22 protein-coding genes are annotated in these 26,638 nt (G+C 71.4%); 13 read left to right on the top strand and 9 right to left on the bottom strand.

Annotated elements, in window-relative coordinates:
• Window positions 1-25 precede the first annotated feature (25 nt).
• Entirely contained in the window at window positions 26-571 is a 546-nt protein-coding gene (locus B7R87_RS17040; RefSeq protein ID WP_006347844.1) for an AMIN-like domain-containing (lipo)protein, read from the bottom strand.
• A 181-nt stretch (window positions 572-752) separates the two neighbouring features.
• Window positions 753-1,223: an ArsI/CadI family heavy metal resistance metalloenzyme gene (locus B7R87_RS17045; protein ID WP_006347843.1), complete on the bottom strand. Its 471-nt coding sequence runs from the start codon at window positions 1,221-1,223 to the stop codon at window positions 753-755.
• A 91-nt stretch (window positions 1,224-1,314) separates the two neighbouring features.
• On the opposite strand from B7R87_RS17045, the gene B7R87_RS17050 reads away from it, so the two are divergent.
• The 4 genes from B7R87_RS17050 to B7R87_RS17065 are packed head-to-tail and all read left to right on the top strand — an operon-like array spanning window position 1,315 to window position 3,879.
• The gene (locus B7R87_RS17050) at window positions 1,315-1,725 is read left to right on the top strand and encodes an ArsR/SmtB family transcription factor (RefSeq protein ID WP_006347842.1); all 411 of its coding nucleotides are present in this window, start codon (window positions 1,315-1,317) and stop codon (window positions 1,723-1,725) included.
• A complete protein-coding gene (gene arsB / locus B7R87_RS17055; protein WP_006347841.1) occupies window positions 1,722-2,822 on the top strand; it encodes an ACR3 family arsenite efflux transporter in 1,101 nt (366 codons plus the stop codon). The genes B7R87_RS17050 and arsB overlap by 4 nt, the downstream gene beginning before the upstream one ends.
• On the top strand, window positions 2,815-3,240 hold the full coding sequence (locus B7R87_RS17060) for an arsenate reductase ArsC (RefSeq protein ID WP_006347840.1): 426 nt from the start codon (window positions 2,815-2,817) through the stop codon (window positions 3,238-3,240). The genes arsB and B7R87_RS17060 overlap by 8 nt, the downstream gene beginning before the upstream one ends.
• Before the next feature lie 42 nt (window positions 3,241-3,282).
• On the top strand, window positions 3,283-3,879 hold the full coding sequence (locus B7R87_RS17065; protein ID WP_006347839.1) for a DUF4291 domain-containing protein: 597 nt from the start codon (window positions 3,283-3,285) through the stop codon (window positions 3,877-3,879).
• Here B7R87_RS17065 and B7R87_RS17070 read toward each other — a convergent pair.
• The gene (locus B7R87_RS17070) at window positions 3,869-5,536 is read right to left on the bottom strand and encodes an MFS transporter (RefSeq protein WP_269847459.1); all 1,668 of its coding nucleotides are present in this window, start codon (window positions 5,534-5,536) and stop codon (window positions 3,869-3,871) included. The genes B7R87_RS17065 and B7R87_RS17070 overlap by 11 nt on opposite strands.
• A gap of 403 nt (window positions 5,537-5,939) precedes the next feature.
• Here B7R87_RS17070 and B7R87_RS17075 point away from each other — a divergent pair, with 403 nt between their 5' ends.
• Genes B7R87_RS17075 through B7R87_RS17085 form a run of 3 tightly spaced genes read left to right on the top strand, consistent with a single transcriptional unit; the run spans window position 5,940 to window position 10,179 of the window.
• On the top strand, window positions 5,940-7,805 hold the full coding sequence (locus B7R87_RS17075; protein WP_006347836.1) for an IucA/IucC family protein: 1,866 nt from the start codon (window positions 5,940-5,942) through the stop codon (window positions 7,803-7,805).
• Window positions 7,802-9,592, top strand: a complete 1,791-nt coding sequence (locus B7R87_RS17080) for an IucA/IucC family protein (RefSeq protein ID WP_130584965.1) — start codon at window positions 7,802-7,804, stop codon at window positions 9,590-9,592. Before B7R87_RS17075 ends, B7R87_RS17080 begins: the two co-directional genes overlap by 4 nt.
• Complete coding sequence (locus B7R87_RS17085; RefSeq protein WP_006347833.1) at window positions 9,589-10,179, top strand: GNAT family N-acetyltransferase; 591 nt, start codon at window positions 9,589-9,591, stop codon at window positions 10,177-10,179. Before B7R87_RS17080 ends, B7R87_RS17085 begins: the two co-directional genes overlap by 4 nt.
• A gap of 107 nt (window positions 10,180-10,286) precedes the next feature.
• Here the strand turns inward: B7R87_RS17085 and B7R87_RS17090 are convergent, their stop codons facing one another.
• The 3 genes from B7R87_RS17090 to B7R87_RS17100 form a co-directional block, all read right to left on the bottom strand.
• Window positions 10,287-11,750, bottom strand: a complete 1,464-nt coding sequence (locus B7R87_RS17090) for an amino acid permease (protein ID WP_006347832.1) — start codon at window positions 11,748-11,750, stop codon at window positions 10,287-10,289.
• 225 nt (window positions 11,751-11,975) lie between these two features.
• The gene (locus tag B7R87_RS17095; RefSeq protein WP_130584964.1) at window positions 11,976-13,364 is read right to left on the bottom strand and encodes a hypothetical protein; all 1,389 of its coding nucleotides are present in this window, start codon (window positions 13,362-13,364) and stop codon (window positions 11,976-11,978) included.
• 238 nt (window positions 13,365-13,602) lie between these two features.
• Entirely contained in the window at window positions 13,603-14,241 is a 639-nt protein-coding gene (locus B7R87_RS17100; protein ID WP_045852951.1) for a hypothetical protein, read from the bottom strand.
• 125 nt (window positions 14,242-14,366) lie between these two features.
• Here B7R87_RS17100 and B7R87_RS17105 point away from each other — a divergent pair, with 125 nt between their 5' ends.
• The 3 genes from B7R87_RS17105 to B7R87_RS17115 all read left to right on the top strand — a co-directional run bounded on the left by B7R87_RS17105 (window position 14,367) and on the right by B7R87_RS17115 (window position 18,088).
• Window positions 14,367-15,116: a class I SAM-dependent methyltransferase gene (locus B7R87_RS17105; RefSeq protein WP_006347829.1), complete on the top strand. Its 750-nt coding sequence runs from the start codon at window positions 14,367-14,369 to the stop codon at window positions 15,114-15,116.
• A gap of 220 nt (window positions 15,117-15,336) precedes the next feature.
• Window positions 15,337-15,762, top strand: coding sequence for an excalibur calcium-binding domain-containing protein (locus B7R87_RS17110; RefSeq protein ID WP_006347828.1), 426 nt, complete (start codon window positions 15,337-15,339; stop codon window positions 15,760-15,762).
• Between the two features lie 196 nt (window positions 15,763-15,958).
• Window positions 15,959-18,088, top strand: coding sequence for a TerD family protein (locus B7R87_RS17115; protein ID WP_187144550.1), 2,130 nt, complete (start codon window positions 15,959-15,961; stop codon window positions 18,086-18,088).
• A gap of 375 nt (window positions 18,089-18,463) precedes the next feature.
• Here B7R87_RS17115 and B7R87_RS17120 read toward each other — a convergent pair whose 3' ends face one another.
• From B7R87_RS17120 to B7R87_RS17130, 3 genes are all read right to left on the bottom strand, one after another.
• A complete protein-coding gene (locus tag B7R87_RS17120) occupies window positions 18,464-19,693 on the bottom strand; it encodes an MFS transporter (protein WP_006347825.1) in 1,230 nt (409 codons plus the stop codon).
• An 88-nt stretch (window positions 19,694-19,781) separates the two neighbouring features.
• On the bottom strand, window positions 19,782-21,101 hold the full coding sequence (locus tag B7R87_RS17125) for a DegT/DnrJ/EryC1/StrS family aminotransferase (RefSeq protein WP_006347824.1): 1,320 nt from the start codon (window positions 21,099-21,101) through the stop codon (window positions 19,782-19,784).
• Window positions 21,095-22,189 (bottom strand): NAD-dependent epimerase/dehydratase family protein, encoded by a 1,095-nt coding sequence (locus B7R87_RS17130; protein ID WP_233168854.1) that lies wholly within the window; start codon window positions 22,187-22,189, stop codon window positions 21,095-21,097. Before B7R87_RS17130 ends, B7R87_RS17125 begins: the two co-directional genes overlap by 7 nt.
• A gap of 565 nt (window positions 22,190-22,754) precedes the next feature.
• On the opposite strand from B7R87_RS17130, the gene B7R87_RS17135 reads away from it, so the two are divergent.
• The 3 genes from B7R87_RS17135 to B7R87_RS17145 all read left to right on the top strand — a co-directional run bounded on the left by B7R87_RS17135 (window position 22,755) and on the right by B7R87_RS17145 (window position 26,575).
• On the top strand, window positions 22,755-23,093 hold the full coding sequence (locus B7R87_RS17135) for a hypothetical protein (protein ID WP_006347822.1): 339 nt from the start codon (window positions 22,755-22,757) through the stop codon (window positions 23,091-23,093).
• Between the two features lie 444 nt (window positions 23,094-23,537).
• Complete coding sequence (locus B7R87_RS17140) at window positions 23,538-25,736, top strand: hypothetical protein (RefSeq protein ID WP_233168855.1); 2,199 nt, start codon at window positions 23,538-23,540, stop codon at window positions 25,734-25,736.
• 380 nt (window positions 25,737-26,116) lie between these two features.
• Window positions 26,117-26,575 (top strand): hypothetical protein, encoded by a 459-nt coding sequence (locus tag B7R87_RS17145; RefSeq protein ID WP_006347820.1) that lies wholly within the window; start codon window positions 26,117-26,119, stop codon window positions 26,573-26,575.
• Window positions 26,576-26,638: the final 63 nt, after the last annotated feature.

Raw genomic sequence — 26,638 nt, forward strand, 5'->3', positions numbered from 1 at the left:
GCACCGGCGCCGGGCGCCACCGTCCCTACCAGCGGTGGGCCACGTCCACGATCACCCGGTCACCGGTCCTGACCACCCGGAACGGCAGCCGCGCCCGCACCCCGAGGCCCACCTGCGTCCGCCCCTCCCAGCTGGTGCCGAACTTGTGGTCCCGGAAGGTCCGGTAGCCGTCGACGTCCACCCCGGGGAGGGCCCGCTTGCCCCGGGCGCGGTAGGTGGGGTTCAGCTCGCCGTCGTAACTCGGCGCCGTGACCGCGATCTCCAGGACCGCGCCGCCCGCGACGGGGATCGGATCGCCGGTGAAGTCCTGCCGGAACGTGTCGACGTACCGGACATCAAACCCGGCAGCGCCCGCCGCACCGGTGAGGTCGAAGACCATCCGGTCGAAACAGGCGTGCCTGCCGGTACGGATATCGCGCAGCGGTACGGCGGACCGCGAGCCCGCCGATTCGGTGCCGCTGCCCCATACCGTGGAACAGCGCGCTTCCGTCCCGGTCGCGGCGCCCGCCGCTCCCGGCAGGACGCCGCCCGCGATCAGCAGAGCGGCAGCGAGGGTGGTCAGCCGTCGCATGAGTACCTCCGAAGGATGTCGACCGCCGCGCCGCAGCGCGCCGTTGCCCACCGGTCCCCCTGCCGGTCCCTGACGTATGTACCAGAGAGCCGGCCGACGCCACGGCGAGTCCGCCGCTCTGTCCCCCGTCCGGACCTGCCGTCGCCTTCTCCGGGAGCGGGGGATCATCGTCCAGGAGTGGTCATCCCGCCGGGCAGGCGCACTCCGTGCCGGTCTGTGCCTGCTCCTCCGGAGTGGTGCAGCAAGGGCCCTCGGCCTGCGCGGGGGCGTCCTTCGCCATCCCGTCGGCGTCGGCCTTGACGACATAGACCTCCCAGGGCTCCTGGCCGGGGCCGTGGACCCAGACCTTGTCCTGGAGGGCGTAACAGCAGGACGTGTCGTTCTCCTCGAAGGTGGCGAGTCCGGCCTCCCGGAGGCGGGTGGCGGCGGCCGTGACCCGGTCGGTGGAGACGACTTCGATGCCGAGGTGGTCGAGGCGGGTGTCCTGGCCGGGTTCGCCTTCGATCAGGACCAGCTTCAGCGGGGGTTCGGTGATGGCGAAGTTGGCGTAGCCGGGGCGGCGCTTGGCGGGTTCGGTGCCGAACAGTCGGGAGTAGAAGGTCACCGACGCTTCGAGGTCGGCGACGTTGAGTGCGAGCTGGACACGGGACATGGCGTCCTCCCCGAAAAGGCTGTATCGACGTTTGTCGATGTCTTGTGGTTTCGAGCTTGCCCCTTGGATCGAAGTTCGTCAACATAGAGGAATGTCGAATCAAGGGTGGGAAGTACTCGCACAGGACACCGGGATCGAGAGCTGCTGCCCGGGTCTGCTGTCCGCGCCGCTGGACGAGGAACAGGCGGTCGTCCTGGCGAAGGTGTTCAAGGCGCTGGGGGACCCGGTCCGGCTGCGGCTGCTGTCGATGATCGCCTCCCGCGCGGGCGGGGAGGTCTGCGTCTGCGATCTGACGCCGGCGTTCGACCTGTCCCAGCCGACGATCTCCCACCATCTGAAACTGCTGCGGGAGGCCGGGCTGATCGCCTCGGAGCGGCGCGGGACCTGGGTGTACTACCGGCTGCTGCCGGAGACGACCGACCGTCTCGCCGGGATCCTGACCCGGCCCGGGGGCGAGCCCCTCCCCGCCACCGGATGCGGCCCGGCCGGAGCCGGTACATGAGCGCTGCGGGCGCGGCCGGGCCGGTGGGTGCGCGGCTGTCGTTCCTCGACCGGTATCTGGCGGTGTGGATCCTCGTGGCGATGGCCGTCGGACTCGGGCTCGGGCGCTCGGCGCCGGGCCTGGGGGACGCGCTCGCGGGAGGGACGGTGGCCGGGGTGTCGCTGCCGATCGCGCTCGGCCTGCTGGTGATGATGTATCCGGTGCTGGCCAAGGTGCGCTACGACCGGCTGGACACCGTCACCCGCGACCGCCCGCTGCTGGTGTGGTCGCTGGTGCTGAACTGGGTCGTCGGTCCGGCGCTGATGTTCGCCCTGGCGTGGATCTTCCTGCCGGACCTGCCCGAGTACCGCACCGGGCTGATCATCGTGGGCCTCGCCCGCTGCATCGCCATGGTGATCATCTGGAACGATCTCGCCCGCGGCGACCGGGAGGCCGCTGCCGTACTCGTCGCCCTCAACTCCGTCTTCCAGGTTCTCGCCTTCGGCCTGCTCGGCTGGTTCTACCTCGAACTGCTGCCCGGCCTGCTGGGCCTGTCCACCAGCGGACTCGACATCTCCGCAGGGGAGATCGCCCGCGCCGTCCTGATCTTCCTCGGTATCCCGCTCGCCGCCGGATACCTCACCCGGCGCATCGGGGAGAAGGTCCGGGGGCGCGACTGGTACGAGACGGAGCTGATCCCCCGGATCGGCCCCTTCGCCCTCTACGGGCTGCTGTTCACCATCGTGATCCTCTTCGCCCTGCAAGGCGACGCCATCACCGCCCGGCCCCTCGACGTCGTCCGGATCGCCCTGCCCCTGCTCCTGTACTTCGCCGTCATGTGGGTGGGCTCCCTGGCCATCGGCCGCGCGGCCGGACTCGGCTACCCCCGGGCGGTGACCCTGGCGTTCACCGCGGCGGGCAACAACTTCGAACTGGCCATCGCGGTCGCCGTCGCCACCTTCGGCGCGGACAGCGGACAGGCACTCGCCGGAGTGGTCGGCCCCCTCATCGAGGTCCCGGTGCTCATCGGCCTCGTCTACGTCGCCCTCAGGGCCCGCCGCTACTTCCCCACCACCACCCCGGCCGCTTTCCCCGAAGGGAGTTCCCCCCATGCCTGACCGCCCTCATGCCAAGCCGTCCGTGCTGTTCGTCTGTGTCCACAACGCCGGACGCTCCCAGATGGCCGCCGCTTTCCTCACCCACCTCGCCGGAGACGGGGTCGAGGTCCGGTCCGCCGGCTCCGCACCCGCCGAGAGGCTGAACCCCGCCGTCGTCGAGGCCATGGCGGAGAAGGGCATCGACCTCACCGGGCTCGCCCCGAAGCTCCTCACCCCCGAAGCCGTCCGCGCGTCCGACTACGTCATCACCATGGGCTGCGGCGACACCTGCCCGGTCTTCCCCGGAAAGACCTACCTCGACTGGCGGCTCGACGACCCCGCCGGACAGGGCCTCGACTCCGTCCGGCCCATCCGCGACGCCATCGAACGAAGAGTCCGGGAACTGCTCACGGCGATCGCCCGGCCGGACAGGGCGTAAAGGAGTGGCGGGTCCTCCGGCGCCGCGGACACCCTGGGCGCCATGGCAGAGAACACCCGGCACCGGATACGCGCCCGGTACACCGACACCACCGTCACCGTCTACCAGGCCTACTCTCCGCGGATCGGGCTGCCCGCCGCCCGGGACGGGCGCTTTCCCGCTGCCTGGAAGCGGGAGCGGATGACCTGGATCAAGCCGTCGTTCCTGTGGATGATGTACCGCTGCGGCTGGGGCGCCAAGGAGGACCAGGAGACCGTACTCGCCGTCGAGATCACCCGCGACGGCTTTGCATGGGCCCTGGAGCACGCCTGTCTCACCGAGTACGTCCGAAGCCTCCACGGCGACCACGCCGACTGGCGGCGGAGCCTGAAGCAGGCACCGGCCCGGGTGCAGTGGGATCCCGAGCGCGATATCCGGCTCCAGCCGCTGCCGTACCGGGCCCTGCAACTCGGGCTCTCGGGCGAAGCCGCCGGGCGGTACGCGGACGAGTGGATCACCGGGATCGCCGATGTCACGCCCCTGGCCCATGAGATCCACGCACTGGTGCGGGCGGGGGATACGGACGGGGCCCGTGCGCTGCTGCCCCGGGAGGAGGAGTATCCCGAACCCGCGGGGCTCCTCGACCGGCTCAGGCCCTGAGCGCCTTCTCCCGTACGGGCTCCGCCGCCACCGGCTCCGGCGGGGTGCGCAGGGTCCCGGCCGCCACGCAGACGCCGATCGCGCAGACCGCCGCCGCGACCAGGCACACCACCGTGAACGCCGAGGCGAACGCCGATTCGGCCGCGGCGCGGGAAGCGCCCGGCAGCAGATCGAAGCGGGCCGTCTCGACCGCCTCGCGCAGCCCCTCCGACGTGCCGAGGCGGGCGGAGAGGCCGCTCGCGAACACCGCGCCGAAGACCGCGACACCCGCCGCCGTGCCCAGCGGGTACGCCGCGTTCGTCAGGCCCGACGCCATGCCCGCCCGGTCGGCGGGGACCGCGGCGACGGCCACGCACATCAGCGGCGGGAAGATCAGCGCGCCGCCGGTGCCGATCAGCACCAGCGCGGTCACCGTCACGGGCCGGGGGCCGCCCGCCGCCGCCCACGCCAGCGCCAGCAGCCCGAGGCCCTTCACCGCGAAGCCCGCCGCGACCAGCGAGGACGCCGGGAAGGCCTGTTGGAGGCGGGCCATGAAGAGGCCCGTGAACAGCAGGCTTCCGGTCAGTGGCAGCAGCTGCAGCCCGGTCTCCAGCGGGGAGTACGCGTAGGTGCCGGCCAGCCAGAGCGTGGTCAGCGCCAGGGTGCCGAGCCCGGCCAGCCGGGCGAGGAAACCGAGTACCGCCGCGCCCGCGAACGCCCGGATCCGCAGCAGGGAGAGGTCGATCAGCCCGTCGCCGCGCCGCTGGCTCACCACCAGCGCCGCCGTCAGCAGCACCCCGAGCCCGGCGGAACCGAGGACCTGCACGGACAGCCAGCCGTGTTCGGGGCCCGCGACCAGCGGATAGTGCAGGGCCAGCAGGGCTCCCACGGCGAGCAGCGCGCCCGCCGGGTCGATCCGGCGGCCGGTCCCGGCGGGCGCCGCCGATTCCGGCATCCGGGTCAGCGCGCCGACGACCACCAGGATCCCGATCGGCACATTCACCAGGAAGATCCACCGCCAGCCCGCGGCCTCCGTGAACACGCCGCCGACCACCGGCCCCAGCGCGCCCGCGCCCGAGGCGATCGCGGCGAACGCGGCGATCGCGGAGCGCCTGCGGCCCTCGTCCCGGTACGCGGCGGCGAGCAGCGCCAGCGCCGGGGCGAACATCAGCGCCCCGCCCAGCCCCTGGACGGCCCGGGCCGCGATCAGCGCGCCCGCGCCGGGCGCCAGCCCGCAGGCTGCGGAGGCGACGGTGAAGAGCGCGGTCCCCGCGGTGAAGACGGCGCGGCGGCCGAGCCGGTCCGAGAGGGCGCCCGCGGTGAGCAGCAGCGCCCCGAAGGCCAGGGAGTAGGCGGAAATCGTCCACTGCATCTGGCCGAGACCGGCGTTCAGATCCCGTGACATGTCCGAAAGTGCGATGTTGACGACGGTGACGTCGAGGGTCATGACGACGCCTCCGGCGCTGACGAGCGCGAAGGTCCAGGCGGGGCGGGCAGGGTGTGGGCGGCCCGCGGAGCCGACCGCCGCGCCCGAACCGGCTGAACTGCCCGAATCGCCTGAACCGCCTGAACCGCCTGAACCGCCTGAACCGCCGGAACCGCCGGAACCGCCCGAACCGCCGGAACCAGCCGGTTCGTTCGGTCCGGTGGGCCCGGTCGTCGACGCTGCTGTGCTCACACGATCTCCTCACGCCGGTGCCGGTGCCGGTCACGGATGTCGGGACACGAATGCCGGGTCAGGGGGCGCCCGGTGGTCATGGTGCCGGGGCCGTGGCGGGGCGCCCGTGCCGCATCGCCGTCGTGCCGGATGCCCGTGTGCAGGTGTCGGACCGTCCCCGCCCGGGCACGAGAGAACCGCCGACCGGGAAGATCTCCCGGACAGGACCTAGTTCGGTAAGGCTAGCCTAATTAAATCTGATGTGGCGTCAGCTCGACCTTCGTGGCTGAAAGTTGCGCTTGCACATTAGGCAAGGCTTACCTAAGGCTTGCTTTGTTCGGTGCCAACAGCACCGGTCAGCGCCGTGTTCGTGCCGTCCCCGTGATCCGCCACTGCCGTGCACCACCTACCCCGGAGCCGTTCGATGCCCGATCATCAGCCCGACCATCCCGTCCCCGATCTCACCGCCACCGACCCCGCCGCCTGGCGCGAGGCCAACCGCCGGCTCCTCGCCAAAGCCCTCGGCGAATGGTGCTTCGAGGACATGCTGAAAGCGGTCAGGACGGACGACGGAGGAGACGGCGGCGACGGCAGCCGGCAGGCCGCCTACCGCGTCGACCTCGACAGCGGCGCCACTTACGCGTTCCGCGCCACCACCGGCGCCTTCAACTGCCTCAGGGTCGACCCGGACTCCATCACCCGCACGGGCGCGGGCATGCTCGGCAACTCCATCGCCCAGCCCGCCTGGGACGCCCAGCAGTTCCTGATCGAATCCGCCTCCACCATCGGCAGCGACGCCTCCACGGTCGCCACCTACTTCACCGAGCTCTCCGCCACCCTCGCCGTCGACGCGGCCCGCCTCACCCACGGCGGCGAGACCGTCGCCGAACTCCGCGCCCTCGGCCACACCGAGCTGGAGTGCCGGATGACCGGCCACAACCTGCTCGTCGCCAACAAGGGCCGGATCGGCTTCTCCGCCACCGACGTACGGAAGTACGCCCCCGAGGCCGCCCAGCCGCTCACCCTCCAGTGGGTCGCGGTCCACCGCGGCCTCGCCGAGTTCCGCGGCACCTCCGAACTCTCCGAACAGGCCGTCATAGCCCGCGAACTCGACGACGCCACCCGGGCCCGCTTCACCGCCGTGCTCGAAGCCGCCGGGGTCGACCCCGAAGGCTATGTGTGGATGCTGGTCCACCCCTGGCAGTGGGACCACGCCGTGCAGATCCTGCACGCCGCCGATATCGCCCAGCGCCGGATCATCCCCCTCGGCCAGAGCCCCGACCACTACCTCCCCGGCCAGTCCATCCGGACCATGGCCAACACCGGCACACCCGAGCGCTACGACGTCAAACTGCCGCTCAAGATCCTCAACACCCTCGTCTGGCGCGGTATCCCGCCGCACTGCACCTCCGGCGCGCCCGTCGTCACCCAGTGGCTGCGCGGACTCGTCGACCGCGACCCCTTCCTCACCGAGGAGACGCGGACCGTGTTCCTCGGCGAGGTCGCGTCCGTCACCGTCCACCACCCCTATCTCTCCCACCTGGACCAGGCGCCCTACCAGCATCTGGAGACCCTGGGCTGCATCTGGCGGGAGTCGGTGTCGTCCCGTCAGGACCCCGGCGAGCGGGTCCGTACCTTCGCCTCCCTCCTCCACACCGACACCGCCGGGGACGCCTTCGTCGCCGAACTCGTCCGCGCCTCCGGCCTCAAGCCCGAGAAATGGCTGCGGCAGCTCTTCGACACCCTCCTCGTGCCGCTGCTGCACGTCCTCTACAAATACGGGGTCACCTTCAACCCGCACGGGCAGAACACCCTCATCGGCTACGACGAGAACGACATCCCCGTCCGGCTGTATCTGAAGGACTTCGTCGACGACGTCTGCGTCTCCTTCACCGATGTCCCCGAGCGCGGCCCCGAGCCCGACGGCCACGCCCACGTCCTGCCCCGCAAGCACCCGTCGATCATCCGGCAGCACGTCGTCGACCAGGTCTTCGTCGGCCACTTCCGCTATCTCGCCCCGCTCTGCGAAGAGCAGCTCGGCGTCCCCGAGAAGACGTTCTGGAAGCTGGTGCGGCGCACGATCCTCGACTTCCAGAAGGATTTCCGCAAGCGGTTCCCGGAGCTGGAGAGCCGGTTCGCCGAGTACGACCTGCTGACCGAGCAGATCCCGCGGTACGGGCTCAACCGCGACCGCATCGTCGTCACCCGCTACACCGACCGCGCCCTGCGGCACGCCCTGTACCCCAACGGCACCCACCCCAACCCGCTCGCCGAGGAGGGCGGCGCATGACCGCCACGACCACCACCACGCCCCTCGCACTCGCCACCGAGCCGCTGCACGGCCTCGACCCCCGCGCCGCCGCCGAACACGCCCATCTCGAAGCCCTGCTGCGCGTCCGGCTCCTGGAGTCCGGGGTGGAGCCCGCCGCCGGACCGCTCAGGATCGACCTGCCCGCCCTCGGGCTGGCCCTGGTCACCGAGGTCGTGCACCGCTCCCCGAGCGGCTGGCACCGCTTCGGCCCGGTCCGCCTCGAAGGCCCCGGCGGCCCCCTGGGCGCCGCCGCCGACCCGGTGACCGTCGTCGCCCTGCTCTCCACCGAGACCGCGAGCCGCGCGCCCGGCCGCCGGGGCGCCATCGCCGCGGGCGAGATCGCGGACCTCGTGGAACGTACCGCCGAATCCGTCCGCCGGGTCACCGCCTTCATCACCGACCGGCGCGCCAAGCCCGAACCCCCCGCGGAAGTCGACGCCTTCCTCGAATCCGAGCAGGCCCTCCTCCTCGGGCACCTCTACCACCCGTCGCCCAAATCCCGCGACGGGATCTCCGAGCAGGAGAACCGGGTCTACTCGCCCGAGCTGCGCGGCTCCTTCCGGCTGCACTGGTTCGCCGCCGACCCGTCCGTCGTCTCCCACGACGCCGTCGACGGCGCCCCGTCCCTCAAAGGCCGGAACACCGTCGAACTCCTCGCCGACCTCGCGGGCCGGCCCGACACCGGCGGCCGGATCCTGGTCCCCGCCCACCCCTGGCAGGCCCGGGACGTCCTGCACCGCCCCCGGACCGCCGCCCTGATCGCCTCCGGCGCCCTGGAACCCCTCGGTGAACTCGGCCCCGCATGGTGGCCCACCTCCAGCGTCCGCACCCTCTACCGGCCCGGCGCGGAGGTGATGCTCAAGCTCTCCCTCGGGCTGCGGCTCACCAACTCCCGCCGTGAGTCGACCCGTACGGAACTCCTCCGCGGACTGGAGATCAACCGGCTCCTCGACGCGGGCCACGCCGACGCCACCTTCGCCGCCCACCCCGGCTTCTCGGTCACCCGCGACCCGGCGTGGCTCGCCGTCGACGAACCCGGCCGCCCCGAAGGCCCCGAGATCACCGGCCTCGACGTCGCCGTCCGCGAGGTCCCCGACGGCATCGAGAGCCTCCGTACCCTGGTCGGCCTGGTCGCGCCCCGGCCCGGAATCGGCCGTACCCCCCTCGGTGAGATCGTGGCCGCGCTCGGCCCCGGCACCGCCGAGGAGTGGGCCGCCGACTTCTTCGACCGGACGCTGATCCCGATGCTGCACCTGTACGCGGCCACCGGCATCGGCCTCGAAGCGCACCAGCAGAACACGCTCCTGCGGCTGGACTCCCGGGGCCGGGTCACCGGCTCCGCCTTCCGCGACAACCAGGGCTACTACCTGGCCGCGTCCCATCTGCCCGCCGTACTCCGGCGGACCGGCACCGACGCGTCCACCCTCGCCGTGGTCGACGACGACGTCGTGGACGACCGGCTCTCGTACTACCTGCTGCGCAACCAGGCGCTGTCGGTCGTCGGCGCCCTCGCCATCGACGGACTCGCCGACGAGCGCGACCTGCTCGGCGTCCTCGCGGACCGGCTGCGGGCCGCCCTGCCCGAACTGGCCGCCGCCGGTCCCCGCGGCGACCGGCTCGCCCGCCGCTGGCTCACCGCCACCACCCTGCCCACCAAGGGCAATCTGCTCACCCGGCTGCACGGGATCGACGAAGTGCTCGCCCCGCTGGACGCGCAGTCCGTCTATCTCGACGCCCCCAACCCCCTCATGGAGGCCTCCGTATGACGTCGTTACACCAGGACGCGCCCGATACGACCACCGTGCCCGGGCCGCCGCTGCCCCGGCTCGGCGGCCGCTGGACGGCCCGGGTGGCGAGATCCCACGGCGCCGACCTCGACCTGGTGCACGGCTGGATGCAGTCCCCGCACATCGACGCCTTCTGGCACCAGGCCTGGCCCAGGGAGCGCTGGGAGGAGGAGATCGCGGGCCATCTGGCCGGGGACGCCATCCTGCCGGTGCTGGTCGTCCTGGACGGCGAGGCCTTCGCGTACGTCGAGGTCTACCGGGTGGCCCGGGACCGGCTCGCCGCCCACTATCCGTACGGCGCCCGCGACCTCGGCCTGCACATCGCCATCGGTGAGCAGCGCCGCACCGGCCGGGGTCTCGGCAGGGAACTGCTGGGGGTGCTCGCGGACGGGCTGCTCGCGGCCGATCCGGACTGCCCGCGGGTGGTCGCCGAACCGGACATCACCAACGCGCCGTCCCTGCGGGCGTTCGCGGCGGCGGGGTTCCGGGACGCGGGCGAGATCGTCCTCCCGGACAAGCGGGCGGCGCTGCTGATCCGCCCGCGGACGGACGCGGACATGCTGTGACCGTGCGGGACGCGGACATGCGGTGACCGGGCGGGGCGGGGGAGCCGGTGGTACGGGCTTCCCCGCCCCGCCCGCGGTACGGAGCCGTTCCGGCGGCGCGGCGGGGCCTACTCGCGGGGGCCGTCCGGCCGCCCCGCCCGGGCCCGGACCAGCAGGGCGTACGCCCCCACCAGCACCAGCAGCGCCGGAACGCCCACCAGGCACGCCGTCCGCATCTCGGGGACGAAGATCCCCGTCGCGTACACCGACAGCAGCGCGGCGATCCCCAGCACCGGGGTCACCCGCCCGCCGGGCAGCCGCAGCGACGACGGCGGCCGGTCCGGATCCCGGCGGAAGGCGAGCAGCGTCAGCAGGACGACGATCCACACCGCGACGATCCCGAACGTGCCCAGCGCCAGCAGCACCCCGAAGACCCGGGCGCCGAAGAGCGCGGTCAGCCCGGCGGTGACCAGGAAGCCCAGCGCGGAGAAGAGGATCGCCCGGCGCGGCACCCCGTGCCCGGTGGTGGCGCCGAGGGCGCGCGGCGCGAACCGGTCGTCGCCCAGGGAGTGCAGCATCCGCCCGGCGGCGTACAGATTGGCGTTGGCGGCGGACAGCGCGGTGACCAGGACGACGAAGTTGGTCACGGACGCCGCGGCGGGGATCCCGGCCGCGTCGAACATCGTCACGAACGGGCTGCCCTCGGTGCCGTGCCCGCCGGACACCTCGGTCCACGGCAGGACGGCGAGCATCACGGCGATCGCGCCCAGATAGAAGAGGGTGAGCCGGAGGACGAGGGTCCGCAGGGCGCCGCGGAGCGCCGGGCCGGGGTCCTTCGCCTCGGGCGCGGAGACGGCGACGAGTTCGATGCCCGCGAAGCTGAACAGCACGATCGACATCACCAGCCAGATCGCCATCGGCCCCTCGGGGACGAAACCGCCGTGCGCGGTCCAGTTGCCGACACCGGTCGCGGGCCGGTCCGGCAGTCCGAAGACGATCAGTACGGTCCCGATGACGATGAACGCGACGACGGCGAAGGCCTTGATCGCACTGAGGACGGACTCGGTGGTGCCGAAGTTCCGCACCCCGGTCGCGTTGACGCCGGTGACGGCGGCCGCGAAGACGAGGACCGCGGCCCACAGGGGGACATCGGGCCACCAGAAGCGCAGATAGATCGCGGCGGCGACGACCTCGGAGCCGATGCCGACGATCAGCGCGACCCAGTAGATCCACTGGACGGAGAATCCGGCGAAGGGGCCGAGGGCGCGTCCGGCGATGGTGCCGAAGGAGCCGCGGACGGGCAGGGCGCTGACCATCTCGCCGAGGGCGTAGGCGACGACGAGGGCGATCAGCGCACCGGCGGCGTAGCTGAGGAGGACGGCGGGCCCGGCGACGGAGATCGCGGCGCCCGCGCCGAGGAACAGTCCGGTGCCGAGCGCGGAACCGAGCCCGAGCAGCGCCATCTGCCGTCGGCCGAGCCCGCGCCGCAGCTCGTTCCCGCCGGTGCCGGTCGTGCCGGTCGTGCCGGTCGTGCTGGTCGTGCTGTCGCCGGGGGCCGCCGGTGCCGCGGGGCGGCGGGGAGCGGTGGTCACGGCGGGGCCTCGGCAGTACTGGGGGAGCTGGGGGAGCTGGGGGCGGGGTGCGGCCGGTCACGAGGCGTACTCCGGGAGGAGGAACCCCTGACCGTATCCGCCCTATACGGTACCTTCCCGGCCCCCCGGGACGATTCCGGCGGCTTCCAGGCTGCCCGAGGTGCTTGAGGTGCCGGGCCCGTCCCCCGAGCGCGGGCCCGGCACCTCAGCTCCGTCAGGAGCGCGTCACAGACCCGTGCCCGCGCTCCACACCTTGCCGCTGACGGCGTCGGGGGCGTCCTGCCACACCGCCGTGGTCCGGCCCGCCGGGCCGCCCGCGACATGACCCTCGGCCACCCCGGACGGCTGGGCCATCAGAGCGGCAGGCGCGCTCCACGCCCCTCCGGTACGGCCCGCGTAGTGGACGACCTGCGAGAAGCCCGTGTCGTCCTGCTCGGTCCACAGAACATGGACGGAGCCGTCCGGACCGATCTCCGCGTCGTACTCGTCCCGCGGGTAGCCGTTGGTCACGGTGGTCGCCGGGGACCAGGTGCCGGTGGCCGCGGAGCGGGTGGTCGCGTGGATCCGGAACCCGTTCGCTCCGTAGCCGCGCCACACCATGGTGATCTGGCCGTCCGGGCCGATCAGCGGCCGGCTCGCCGCCGCGGAATCGACGTCCGCGGCCTTCTGCGGCGCGCCCCACTGGGTGCTGCCCGCGGGGCGGACGAGCACGTCGAGGGCTTCGGGCCCGAAGGCGCCCGCCGGGGTGCGGAGCCAGCTCAGGACGGCCGAGCCGTCGGGGGCGACGGCCGCCCGCGGCACCACTGCGTCGGACGTGCCGGACAGACTGCGGGCCGTGGTCCAGGTGCCGGATCCCGGGGCCAGATCGGAGGCGATGACGGACGAGCCGTCGGCACGGTTCTCGTGCCAGAGCACGGTGGCCGTGCCGTCGGGCGCGACCAGCGGCTCCAGGGTGCCTTCCAGGGTCTCCGCCGGTGTGGTGTCCAGCTTGACCGGCGCGGACCAGGCGCCGCCCGCGGCCGGGCGCTCGGAGACGTACACATCGGTGATGCGGTCGCCCTGCCGGAGCCAGGTGGTGACCGCCCGGCCGCCGGTGCCGACGGCGGTGGAGGGGGCGATGTAGTCGGCTCCGGCGGCGATGTCGACCGGTGCCGAGAAGGCCGTGGCACCGGGGGCGAGGGCCGCCGTCCGGATGGTGTTCTGCGCGGCGGCGACCTTGACCCAGGTGAGGGTGAGGGAGCCGTCAGGGCCCGGGACCAGCGTGGCGTTGCGCGTCCCGGTGGGCAGGGTGTCCACGACCGTCGGCGCGCCCCAGACGGCGCTGCCCGCGGGCCGGATCGCGATCAGGAGGTCCGTCTGCGCGGAGCCGGGTGACTGCCGGAACGTGGCCGCGACGACATCGCCGTTCCCGGCCGTACGGACCTCGGCGACGTGCACCGTGTCGGCACCGGTCGCGGAGAGGGCGACGGGGGTGCTCCAGGGTCCGGTGACCCCGGCGGACGCGGATGTCGCACTGCCCAGCAGCAGCGCCGGGGTGAGGACGGCCCCGATCAGCGCGGCGCGGGCGGACATCGGGCGGCGGGGGGTCGGGGCGTGGTGAACCTGCTGGCTCAAGGAAACCTCCGGCTCGTCGCTACAGGCACGCCGGAAAACCATGCCCTTTGTCATGGCCACGGAATTCCGGTGATCGCCGGGAAGCTATCACCGGGCCCGTATCACCGCAGGACAAAGGGGATGGAGCGGGAGAAGGTTCCTCGTGATCACGTGACCGCGGTACGGGCGGTGGCGCGCGCGTGTCCCGCCGCCGCCCGCCGCGCCGCCGCTACCTGCGCACCGCCGTGAAACCGTCGCTTCAGACGACCGCGCAGGGGCACTCCCGGTATTCGAGCCCCAGCTCCCGGTCGACCGGCACGCTGGTCCGCGTCGACGCGGCGGTCACGGCCTCCCAGGAGCCGTACTTCGCATAGAGCTGGTCGGCGGTCGGGCCCAGCGGATTGCCGTACTTGGCGATGTTCCGCTCCTCCAGCGCGCGTACCTCGTCCGGGCTCATCCCGGCCCGGGTGATCTCCTTGGCCTCATTGCGCAGCTGCACCATGCGCCGGGCGATCTCCTCCTCCGAGGCCCCCGCGGCGCGCATCGCGCACTCCTCGCGGTCCATCTCCACGAGCAGCCCGTGGTACATCATCCGGATCTCGCGCGACTGCTCGCGCTGCTCCGGGGTCTGCGCCCGGATCCGGCAGACCACCGGCTCGGGGCTGTCGCACGGCCCCGCGCTCGGCGGCTGCTGCGACAGCGGGGCGACGACCACGGATCCGCAGGACCCGGTCCCGGGCGAGCAGACGGCGGCCTGGGCCGCGCCGGGGGCGAACAGCACGGCCTGTCCGGCGAGGACCGCGGAGACCACAAGGGTTCGGGCGGCCCGCCCGAATCGGGAGGCGGAGCGGGAGTCCTGAGCGGGCCCGGAGTGTCGGGGGTGACGAAGTGTCGGCATGCGCGCATCCTGCGGCGCCGATGCCTCCGCGCACCCTGTGAACACGGCGGTTTCGCCCGTCCGGGCGGCCCCGCCCGCCGAAAAATCAAACGCCCGGCCCCCGATCCCCCACTACGGTCGAACGCATGGCTGACGAGAAGTTCGAGAATCCGGTCCTGGCCGAGATCTACGACCCCCTGGAGGCCGACCGTTCGGACCTCGACGCCTACCTCCGGATGGCCGAGGAGTTCGGGGCCCGCCGGATCCTGGACGTCGGCTGCGGCACCGGGGTGTTCGCCCTGCTCCTGGCGGAACGCGGGCTCGACGTCACGGGCCTGGACCCCGCGGGTGCCTCCCTGGACGTGGCCCGCGCCAAACCGGGGGCCGGCCGGGTCCGGTGGATCCACGGCGACATCGCCGCCCTGCCGCCGCTCGACGGCTTCGACCTGATCACCATGACGGCGAACGTCGCCCAGGACATCGAATCGCCCGCCCTCTGGCATGCCACCCTCCGGGGCGCCCGGGCCGCACTCCGCCCCGGCGGCCGGCTCGTCTTCGAGACCCGCGACCCCGCCCGCCGCGCCTGGGAATCCTGGAACCGGGACGAGAGCTACGAGGTGGTGGACGTTCCCGGCCGGGGGGAGGTCGAGAGCTGGTACGACGTCCTGGACGCCGACGGCCCCCTGGTGACCTTCCGTCAGACCTGTGTTTTCCGGGCCACGGGGGCGGTCCTGACCTCGGACTCCACCCTCCGCTTCCGCACCCGCGAGGAGGTCGCCGCCGATCTGGCGGCCACGGGCTTCCCGGCGCACGAGGTCCGCGACGCCCCCGACCGCCCCGGCCGCGAGTTCGTGTTCGTCGCCCGCCGCCCGCCGCAGGACCCGGACCGGGACTGACTCCGGTACCGACGAATTCGCTCCACTCCCTGCCCGTGCCCCCGCCACGGCGCTACGGTGTCCCCTCACCGAATCTGCACATCTGCAGATACGCACATCCGCAAACCTGCACATCTGAACATCTGCACCAGGGGGGACCTTGAGTAGTCCGTATGCGATGGCGCCACCGCCACCACCACCCCCGCCCGGCCCCGCGGGTCCGGAACGGTCGCTGTGGCGGATGAAGCGCCTCTACGCCGGAGGCGCCCTGATCTTGTTCCTGGGCTTCGGCTGCGGCAGCACCGCCGGATCCGGGGACCCCGGCGCATCGGCCGCGAAGCCCGGACCGACCGTGACCGCAACGGCCACCGTCACCGCGACGGCGACCGCCGCACCCGAGCCCGCGAAGACGGTCGTCGAGCCGGGCCCGACGGTCACCGTCATCAAGACCAAGGCCGCGAAGCCCCCGGCTCCGGCCCGCGACACCGGAACGGACCAGGGCGGCACGGACGGCGGCGGCACCGGCGGAGGCGGCGTCTCCACGGAGGTCTACTACGCCAACTGCACCGCCGCCCGGGCCGCGGGCGCCGCACCGGTCAGCAGGGGCGAACCCGGCTACGGCCGCCACCTCGACCGCGACAACGACGGCGTCGGCTGCGACTCCTGACCCCGGACCCGTCGGGCCGGTGCCGTGCCCGGCACCGGCCCCCGGAATCGGTTTTCATCGCAGTAACTCCCCCATTCCGCCCGGCGTGCGCTAGGTTCGGCTGCGTGCGCGCTGCGTAGGCGGCATATGACGGAACGAGACGACTGCGGCTGCCTTGGGCAGGTGCCCGCTGCGGCTGTGCGCCCGGGGGGGCCACATGCAAGAGATGATCAAAGGAGCCAATGTCGCCCTGGCGGCGCTGAGCGAGGACACCGACGCGGTGGTCGTCGGACTGAGCTGGAGCAGTGCGGACGGGGACGGCGACGCGGATGTGTCGGTGCTCCTCCTCGACGACAACGGCAAGGTCCGCAGCGACAACGACTTCTACTTCTACAACCACCCGGCCGCCGCCGACGGCAGCATCCAGCTCCTGGGCAAGATACCGACGGCCAACGGCAGCGAAGACCGCATCAGCCTGGATCTCGCCGCGGTACCGCCGGACGTCGCCCGCGTCGTCGTGGCCGCCAGCCGGTACGAAGGCGCCCGCTTCGGGCAGCTCGACGACATCCGGCTCACGCTGGCCGACCGCGGCGGGGACGTTCTGCTCGGATTCGCCATCGACGACGCGAGCGTGGAGACCGCGTTCGTCTTCGGTGAGCTGTACCGGCGCGGCGAGGAGTGGAAGTTCCGGGCGGTCGGCCAGGGGTACGAGAGCGGACTGGCCGGTCTCGCCACCGACTTCGGCATCGACATAGCCGAAGACACCGAAGACACCGCAGACACCGACGACACGGCAGCCACCGAAGACACCGCAGCCGCGACCACGACCGCGACCGCGCCCGGGGGCACCGCCCGGGAGCCCGCCGCGGAAGCCCCCGCCCCCGCCCCGGAGCCCGCGGACCGGCCGGCCTCCGCCACCGGCGCCCCGTCGACTTCTTCCGCCCGGCCCGCCCCCGAGGCGGCCCCCGCCTCCGCCGACCGCCCGGCCCGCCCCCGCGCCACCAGGACGGTCAAGAAGAAGGTCACGCTGCCGAAGGTGGCCAAGAAGTCCCTCGCCGAGAACGACGCCTGGCGGACCGCCCGGCTCTTCCCCGTACCGACGCTCAGAAGCGACAAGGAGCGGGAGCTGCGCGCCACTTCGGTGCTGCTGTCGGTGATGGCGCAGGTGCCGGAGTTCGGCCGGCGCCTCACGGCGGCGTTCGGCGCGCCGGCCGGGCGGATGCAGACCTTCACCGAGGTGTCCCTGCCACACGGTGATACCCCGCGCCGCCCGGACGGGGTGATCCGTGTCGAGCGCGCCGGGAAGCTGTGGACGGCGCTGGTCGAGACGAAGACCAACGGCAATCCGCTCAAGGCCGAACAGGTCCAGGACTATATGGACATCGCCGCCCGCCGCGGCTACGAGGCCGTGATCACCCTCTCGAACGAAGTCGCCCTCGACGGTGTTCCGCTGGTCGAGGTGAAGGTCGACGGGCGCCGCAAGCACAAGGTGACCCTGTGGCATCTGTCCTGGGCGGAAGTGGCGCACCAGGCGCAGATGCTGATCCGCCACGAAGGCGTCGGCAACGCCGCGCACGCCTGGCTGCTCCAGGAACTGCTGCACTATCTGCAGCACGAGAACTCCGGCTGCCACGGCTTCCAGAACATGGGCCCCGCCTGGGTCCCCGTCCGCAACGGCATCGAGGCGGAGACCCTCTCCCAGGGTGATCCGCGCGCCGTCCGGGTCGTGGAGAGCTGGGAGCAGCTCGTCCGTCAGGTCTGCCTCCGGCTCGGCGGCGAACTGGGCCAGAAGGCCCTGCCCGTCCAGCGCACCAAGCGCGGTGCCGACCCGACCGCCCGGCGGGCCGAGCTCGCCGACCGGCTGTGCACGGACGGCCGGCTCACCGCGGAACTGCGCATCGACGGCACACCGGGCGTCTTCACGATCACGGCCGATCTGCGGACCGCCAAACTGCGGACGTCCGTCGACGTCCCGACGCCCGAGGGCGGCTATCCGCTCGCCTCGGCCAAGCGTCTGGTCCGGTCCCTGGCGGAGGCCCCGGCGGACCTCCACGTCGAGACGCTGGTGGACGAGGGCAACGGGCCCCGGGGCACGCTGGAGCGGCTGCGCCCCGAGCCGGGCGATCTGCTGCCCAGGGACGGCGCCCCGATCGCCGGGTTCCGGCTGTCGCTCTTCAAGGGCATGGGCGGTACCCGCGGCGCGACGGAATCCGGCTTCATCCGGAGCGTCGACGATGCCGTGGACCGGTTCTACGGCAGCGTCGTGGCACATCTGACGTCCTTCGACCGCCGTACGCCCCGCCGCGCCGCGTCCGCGGAACCCGCGGAGTCCGGCGCGGACGCCTGACCCCGGCCCGACCTCTTTCGCAGCCGTACGGCCCGGGCGGCGCGGCCCGGGCCTCAGGCGGAGCTCCCGTACGGACCCGGCTACCAGGGTCTCCGGCGGGGACCGCCGCGTACCGAACGGCCCGTACGAGGGCGCCCGTACCCCTCGTACGCAAAGAACCCCGGCCTCCGTGACGGAGGCCGGGGCCTGATGGAGCGCTGGGCAGGCCTTGCACCTGCATCCCCCCACGGGAAGTGGGGTGTCTTTCCTTGGACCACCAACGCATGTCGTCCGCTTCCGGTTTCCCGGTGCGCGATCGCAAGATCACTATACCCCGCCGGACGCCTGTTCCCCAACTCCGCCGGACGGGGCCCGAACCGGCGGATCCATGCCGACTCAGGCCCTGCGCAGGCGTGTTGCGAGTACGGCCAGGACGGCCATGAGCGCCGGGAGCACCAGCATCGCCACCCGCAGGTCCGTCGCCTCCGCGACGAAGCCGATGACGGGCGGACCGGCCAGGAAGCCGACGTAGCCGACCGCGGAGACGGCGGCGATGGACGGGCCGGGGCGGTCGGGACGGAGATCGGCCGCATGACTGAAGACCACCGGGACGACGGCGGCCAGGCCGAGGCCCAGCAGACCGTAGCCGAACAGCCCGGCGGGGACCGTGGGGGAGACGATCGGGACCAGCGCCCCGGCCCCGGCCACCACCGCGCAGCCCAGCAGGAAGCCGGTCGTCCCCACCCGGGGGCGGACCCGGTCCGCCGTCAGCCGGCCGATCACCATCCCGGCGGAGAAGACGGCGAAGCCCGCACCCGCCGCACCCACGGCCGCGTCCGCCACCTCGTGGAGATAGACCGCGCCCCAGTCGTTGACGACACCCTCGCCCATCAGCGCGCAGAAGGCGATGAGACCGGGGATCCACAGACCGGGGCCCGGCAGGGCGAGCAGCGGTCCGGACCCGCCGCCGGAAGCGGCCGTCCGCCGCGGTTCCGGCACCAGCGCGGTGACCGCGACGCCCGCCACCGCGCACAGCACCACCGCGGTGACGGCGAAATGCGGTCCGGTGCCGATACCGGCCCAGGCCACGAGTGCCCCCGCACCCGCGCCCACGATGCCGCCGAGGCTGAACATGGCGTGGAAGCCGCCGAGAACCGGCCGCCCGTACGCCCGCTCCACCAGCACGCCCTGGGTGTTCATGGCCACGTCGACCGCGGTGTTGCCGCAGGCGAACAGGGCCAGCACCACGGTGAGCGCGGCGAGTCCCGGCACGAAGGCCAGGGCCGCCAGCGCGGCCAGATATCCGGCCATGCCGGCGCAGAGCACCGTACGGCTGCCGTACCGGGCCACCAGGCCGCCCACGAGCGGCAGTCCGAGGAAGGCGCCGCTGCTGAGCCCGACCAGGGCGACCGCGAGCTGACCGGCGGAGAGGTCGAGGCGGTCCTGGACGGCGGGGACCCGGGCGGCCCAAGTGGCGAAGGCGGCCCCGGTGACGAAGAAGATCGTGCTCACGGCCAGCCGGGCCGCTCTCGGCCGGGGCAGCACCGGGGCGGCGGGCCGGTCCCCCGTGCCGCGTACCCCCGTTTCGAGAGCAGGGTCGTCCGCCCCGTACAGCTTCTTCCCCATCGACGCGCCGTTCCTTCCTGTGCAGCAACCGAAGGCCCGGCCGGGCCCCGGCCCTCCCCCCGCGTACCCCTCCCGGCCCTTACTACTTCTATCGGCCCCCGTCGATCACCGCCCCGCGCCGCGCCAGCGCGATCAGCGCCTCCCGCTCCTCCACCAGGACCTTGTGGAAGACATCGGCGTAGCGCCGCATGGTGCGTTCGCCGTTCGGCGGGCCCAGGGAGCTGAAGCTCTGGCCGAGGACCAGCCTGCGCCGGCAGATCTCCTCGGCGACCGGATACTCCTCCGGGCGGTAGGCGTGCCCCGCGGCGGCGTGACCGCAGGACCAGGGGCAGCCCCGGCCGTATCCGCGCAGCTCCTGGAAGAGGGTTTGCGCCGGGACCGGCTGCGGCTGCCAGCGCATGATGCCGAGGCCCTCCGCGTTCACGGCCGCCGCGAGCGCGTCGCGGAACGCCGCCACGGGCACATCGGCCGGGTCGAGCCCCAGCTCCTCCGGCATCACGAGCAGCGGATAGAAGAAGTAGACATGGGTACGGCCTTCGGGAACGCCCGGCGGCCTGATGCCCGGCACCCCCGCCAGCGCCGCGGTGAGAGCCGCGCCGTTGGCCTCGCGGACCCGGGTCATCTCCGGGAGGCGCCGGAGCTGGGAGCGGGCGAAGGCCGCGGCGAGCACGTCGATGCGGTAGTTCCAGCCCATGATGCGGGCGTTGTAGTCGCGGTCCCGGCCCGGCAGTTCCTCGCCGAACATCAGCACCCGCCGGGCGAGCGCGTACTGCTCCTCGTCGCGCGTCGCGAACAGCCCGCCCTCGCCGAGCGCCGAAAGCGTCTTCGACCCGTTGAGGCTGGCGCCGCTCATGGTGCCGAGCGCCCCCACCGCCCGGCCCCGGTAGGTGGCACCGTGCGCCTGGGCCGCGTCTTCGATCAGAGGCAGGCCGTGACGTTCTGCGACAGCGCTCAGGGCGTCGTAGTCGGCGGGCAGCCCGTTGAGGTCGACGGCGACGATGGCGCGCGTACGGCCGGTGATGCGCGCCTCGACCAGGGCGGGGTCGACATTGAAGGTTTCGGGATCGGTATCGGCGAAGACGGGCACCGCATTGGCCTGGAGGACGCAGGACGCCGAGGCCAGGAAGGTGTCGGCGGGCACGATCACCTCGTCGCCGGGCTCGACGCCCGCGGCGGCGATCGCCATGTGCAGGGCGGCCGTACCGGAGTTGGCGGCGACGACGTACGGCATGGAGGTGTACGCCGCCCACGCCTCCTCCAGCTCCTGCACGGCCCGCATGGGCCAGTGCCAGGGCGTCGCCGCATCCAGCGCCCGGCCGACGGCCCGCCGGTCCTCGTCCGTGATGTACGGCCAGGGCGCGACGGTGCCTTCGGGGAGGAGCCGGGGACCGCCGTCGACGGCTAGCACGGGGGAGTCCCGGCCGGGTCGGGGGCGGACGCGGGATCGGTACGGGCGGCGCCGGGCCCCTCGGCGGAGACCGCCGCGACGGACCGGGCCCCCGGTCCGGACCGAACCGGGGCCATGGGGTCCTCCGTCAGCCGCCGGCGGGCCGGCCGGGCCCGCCGGAACACGGCCTTCGCGGAGGGCAGTTCGGGCTCCCGGCCCAGCACGGCGGCGAGATCGGACAGGCCCCGGGCGAGACCGATCCCGGCGGTGCAGCCGAGAGCGGTCAGCTTGGAGACGTCCGCGACCAGGGCGAAGCTGTCCTCCGTACTGCTCGTATCGGCCTCCAGCAGCGCGGGCCGCCCGGTGGCCCGCCCCACCGCGTCCGCCAGTTCACGCATGGACACCCCGGAGCCGCTGCCCAGGTTGTAGACCTCGCCGTCCCCGCCCCGGTCGGCGAGCGCGAGCAGCGCCCGGCACACGTCGTCGACATGGACGAAGTCCCGCGTCTTCAGGTCGATGTCGCCGACCACCGGGATCGGCAGCCCGTTGAGATGCCACCGCAGGAACTGCGACACCTCGCCGCCCGCGTGCTCCGGATGTTCACCGGGCCCGTAGACCACGAAGGGCCGCCCGATGACGACGGGAAGTCCGCCGGAGTGCCAGAGGCTCAGCAGGGTGAGTTCGCCGGAGAGCTTGGAGGCGCCGTAGGGCAGGAACGGCCGGGTGGGGTGCTCCTCGTCCATCGGCGCGTACCGCGGTGTGCCGTACACGATGGCGGAGGAGAGGTGCACCAGCTTCCGGACCCCGAGTTCGAGACAGGCGTTCCCGACGTTGCAGGTGCCCAGGGCATTGAGCTGGAAGTCGTGCCGGGGCCGCTCCACGGACACGGTCCCGCTGGCGTTCCCGGCGAGATGGAAGACGACGTCGGCGCCTTGGAGGGCGAGCAGGGTCTCGCCGTAGTCCCGGAGATCGGCCCGGACCTGGCGAACACCGGGTAACCGTGCTAAGCCGTCCGGTAGTTCGGCCAGGTCGACGACGGTGATTCTCTTGCCGAGACGGCCAAGGACTGCAACCAGATGGCGTCCGATGAAACCGGCTCCCCCGGTCACCGCCACTTCTTCGTTTTGCCCGATATGTTCGAACATGTCGACCGAGTTGATCAAAACAGCTCCTGGGAACGGCAGGATGATGCCGGAAATCGTTGTTCTCGGCATTTGCGAAGGGAACTTCGAGACATGCACTCGGAAAGCTGGCTTGGGGCAAGGGGGTCGGGATGCGAACTCGGGCCGGAAACGGGCCGTTGCGGCAGGCCGCCCGGCTTTGAGAAGGCCGGGCCCGGGACCGTGTCGTCGAGGTGATGGTCAGGTCCGCCGACACCAGTGGGTCGGTGCGGGGCAGGAGAGCAGATCAGCCACAGCCGTACCCGCTGTCTCCCAGTGGAACATGCGTCCTCGTTGCGATGGCAAGCCCGGCGTCAGTGTTTGGCCGAATCCTCACCTCGCCCACACATCGCTATCCGCATCGGCCGAGTTCGCCTCTGGGGTATGAGTCGAGGCCCCGAGGGAGGCTTTGTCATGCCCTGTGCATTCTGTGAGTGGCGGGATGATACCGGCTTCTCCGTGCCACCGTCAGAACCTTTGACTCTGACGGCACAACTCAGCTAGTAACAAAATTATGGACTTCACCGTTATTGCCCATGCCGTGGAAGTCGATCACGGGATCAAGCGGTTGTCGATGCGCTTCATCAAGCGTTACGCCGCGCCGGAGCGGGCCCGGCTCAGTGTGGATCTATGCCAGCAGATCAGCCAGGCGCTGGACGGCCTCGGGTTGATGACCTTGCCTCGACGGCTTCCGACTTCCGAGACCGAGTACGTCTTTGTCGTCAAGAAAGCCAGTCCGCTCGGTGAGGCGCTCGCGATCGCCGGTGCCGTTGCCATGATGGAGAAGATGGGAACACCAGTTCTTCCGACTCTTTTTGAGCGGTTCCCCGAGGCTGAGCGCTACTTGACCTAGTGCAAAAGAAGCCTGAAAGATCAGCCGTCGAAAGGAATCTATCAATATCCGACAATCATTCCATGGGAGGGGTGGCGGCGTTAAGGTCGCTGCACGCATCGCCGCCCTGGGGTGTGGCCTAAAGGTGTCCGGCAATGCGAAGTGATGCGCGCAACTCGACAGTTCGCGACGTGCTCTCCATCGCGATGGGATCCCACGCTCCGGCCTCGACCCCCGGAGGGGGACCTTCGGGGGTTTGCCTGAGAAGGCTCAGTCAAGTCCGCTTGAAAGCTTCAATTTCATGACATGCCAGAATGATCTTTATTTATCCGATTTTGGCCATATTTGGGTTCCTCGGATCGGCGGACGTCCCCGCTGAGATCCGTCGTATCCACAGTGCAGACCGGAGAACAGATGTTCCACCCACCTCACCGATCCCTGTCCGTCGACTGGAGGAACGAGACCGTGGCGGTCTCGAACCCTGCGCGTTCCTTGCCTGAACCACCCCCGGAATCCGCCCGGATGGAGCTGGCTGAGGCCGGCCTCGCCAATCCCCTGACCCGCCTTCCGGCTGACGCCTGGCAGACCGTGGCGCGTGGGGTGGTCGGTGCCAGAGGTGTCGCGGGTCTGCTGGCGGCGACTGAGCAGGAGAACGGACTTCTCAAGGAGGAGAACGTCGAGGGGGCAACCCTTCGAACGTTCAGTAGCCGTGTCTGGCTCAGCGAACTGCTGCCGGGTATCCAGCCTCGTACCGGGATGGAAGTGCTGGACGTTCCGGACCCGCAGGTAACGGGCATGACCGAGGGTGGTCTTCCGTGTGCTGCCGTGCGATACCGGTACCAGAGTCTTCGGCATCTGAAAGACCATGTCCGGCAAACGATCCACGGCACCCTGGCGATCAACAGCTATGCCGTCTCGATCCTGGGGCGAAAGGTGACTCGCCCCCTCATCACCCACCCGGTGGAGTTCACTTTCGAAGACGGTGCCGAGCCCTTTTACGCCCTGGTGGTACGGGACGGCATCACCCGACTGGCCAGCGCCTGGGCTGTGCTGGCCGGACCGGACGCCGAGGCCGGCAAGGCAGCCGATCTCGTAGTGGAGTCGCTGTTCGGAGACACACCGGCCGAACCGGCCGGTGGTGCGAGCCTTGGGGAGCGGCTGGCCGCGCACCGGCAGGCGCACCGCAATGCACTGACCGGGGAGTTCCAGCGGGCCACGGCCGAGGACGACGCCGAACGCTCTGTCCCCATCGGTCAGACCTTTGTGGTGCCGGCGGATATCGCCGTGGGCATTGAGGGACATCTGGAGCGTCTGCTGGCTCCCGAAGACGTCTTCGACGACGCCATGCGCTCGATTCTGGCCAGTGTCCATGTCGAGTTCAAGGCGTGGGACACGGCTGCCCAGAATGTCGAGGTGGCCACCCGGGCACTCAAACGACTGATTCAGATCGACGATCTGGAAGTACCGAAGGAGGACCTCCAAGTCGTCTACGGTATGGCCGTCGGACGCATCGGCCCGGAGGACCTGCCGAAGGAGTACGGCGACGACCGGCTTCCGGGTACTGCACTGTGGCGTGGTGTCCAGGTCGTTCACGGGCTCACCAGGCCTCAGGTCTTCGGACGGCTCAAAGATCAGGCGAAGATCATCAAGGGTGGTTCCCGGATGAGTGCCAAGGGCTTTGCCGACATGCTGGGCCCTATCTTGGACCGTCCTTGGCGCAATGCGAAGAAGGCCGTCTCCAAGCAGGCCCGCAATGCCTGGGGTAATGGTGGTGTGCTGACCGGGGACGTACTCAAGGAATGGGATCCGGTCCTGACAGATGATTTCACCGAGTTGGTCCAGCCGGCGATGGACGGAGATCTGGACGCCCGCTGCACCCTTGCAGTCGCCGGAGGCATAGCGCTGATCGCGGACAAGCTTCTCACCCGGAACGTGGGTTCTTCCCTGCTGGCAGCCAAGGAGAAGGGCGGGGTGCCGTTCCGGGCCGATGTCCCCAAGATCGTCGAAGGGCTATCGGCCCCGGGCAATGAACTGGGTCTGTGGACCCTCGCCCTTGCTGCCAACCGATTCCGGCACGACGCCCTTCCGGAGAACGCCCAGGTGCTGCGGCAGCTCATCCGCCGGGACCGGAGCCATCAGGAGGGCACCCCGTATGTCCATCTCAAGGTGGACGTGACCCATCCCGACAAGATCGCGCGAGACGAGCACGGCGTGCCCGTACGCCTGCTGGAATGGGACGTGGTCTGGGCTTCCGACCCTCAGCGCGCCGAGAGCGCGTGGAAGGCGCAGCAATTCCGCCAGTCGCCGTTGCCGATGATGCCTGTGCTGCCGGCCGGTCTCCGAGAGGAGAGCGATCCGGCGGAAACTGACGTATCCCCCGCCGCCGAGCCGTCGGCGGACCAGTTGAGTGCCCCTGTTCCTGCCGCCCGTCGCGCTGAAGGGTTCCAGCGCACTCTGCGCAACGCCTTGGAGAGCGCCCAGTACGCGCTGGACGGACTGACCGATATCGACCGTACGGCTGGCAGCTGGCCCCCGGTGATGGAAGCCGCCTCCTTCGGCAGCCTCCGCCAGACGCTTCTGGAACTTCAGACGGACCTGGAGAACCTCCGGCGCAACATCCAGGGCGACGACTCCCTGCCCCTGGAGGACGACGACGTGGCGTGAGCCCCCGCATGATCGTTCTGCAGACCGGGGGTGCCGCCTCATTGCCAATGGCCATGCTTTGGCCCGGGGCGGACGGCCAGCGTGCTGCGGCATTTCGGCCCAAGGAAAGCCGCAGAGCGTCAGAGGTGCGCTGTGGAAGGGTTGCCGAGCGGCTGGCATACTGCACGGGTGTAGCCCTTCGCGCATCCCCCGTCGCGAAGGGCTACACCCATAGTCCGGCCGAATCGGCGCCGGGCGGAGTCGGCGCGCGGGAGTTGTCCACACGGACAGGGGACTCCCCGGTGGCCCCCTGGCCGTGTTTTTTGTAGTTAACAGTGGCGTAGAGTGTTTGTGCAAGCCGGACACTTGCCCCGGTGCATGAGGTGAACGTAGGTAACCGGATGGACATCGGCGAAGAACACGTACCCGAACTGCATTCGCTGCAGCAGAAGGTCGAGTACATGCTGGAGAAGACCTTCCCGGGCCAGAAGGTGTCCGGGCGGACCTTCGCCGAGCTCGTCAAGGAGCGCGGCGGTTCCCTCTCCCACAGCTACTTCTCCAACATCCTGGCCGGCAAGGTCACCCAGCCCTCCGAGGAGATCCTCAAGGCGCTCGGGCTGGGCTTCGGCGTGGACTGGCGGTTCTTCAAGGAGGAGTCGGAGGTCGTCGGCGACGTGGTCGCCGGGCTCCAGTTCCTCGCCAGACGCCGTACCGGTGAGATCGCGGGCGTGGCGGGCCGGGGCGTCGACGACGACGGGCTGCCGGTGGAGCTGCTGGAGTTCGCCCTCTCCCTGCTGGCGGACACCAAGGCCAGACAGCGGACCGAGGGCGCGGAGGACGGTGATCCGGACACGACCTAGCGGAAGCGGACTCCGTGTGCGTGACTGGCGTTGGCTAAAATCGCCGACCGCTTGTGATACACG

Source organism: Streptomyces tsukubensis (assembly GCF_003932715.1).
Taxonomy (GTDB): Bacteria; Actinomycetota; Actinomycetes; order Streptomycetales; family Streptomycetaceae; genus Streptomyces; species Streptomyces tsukubensis.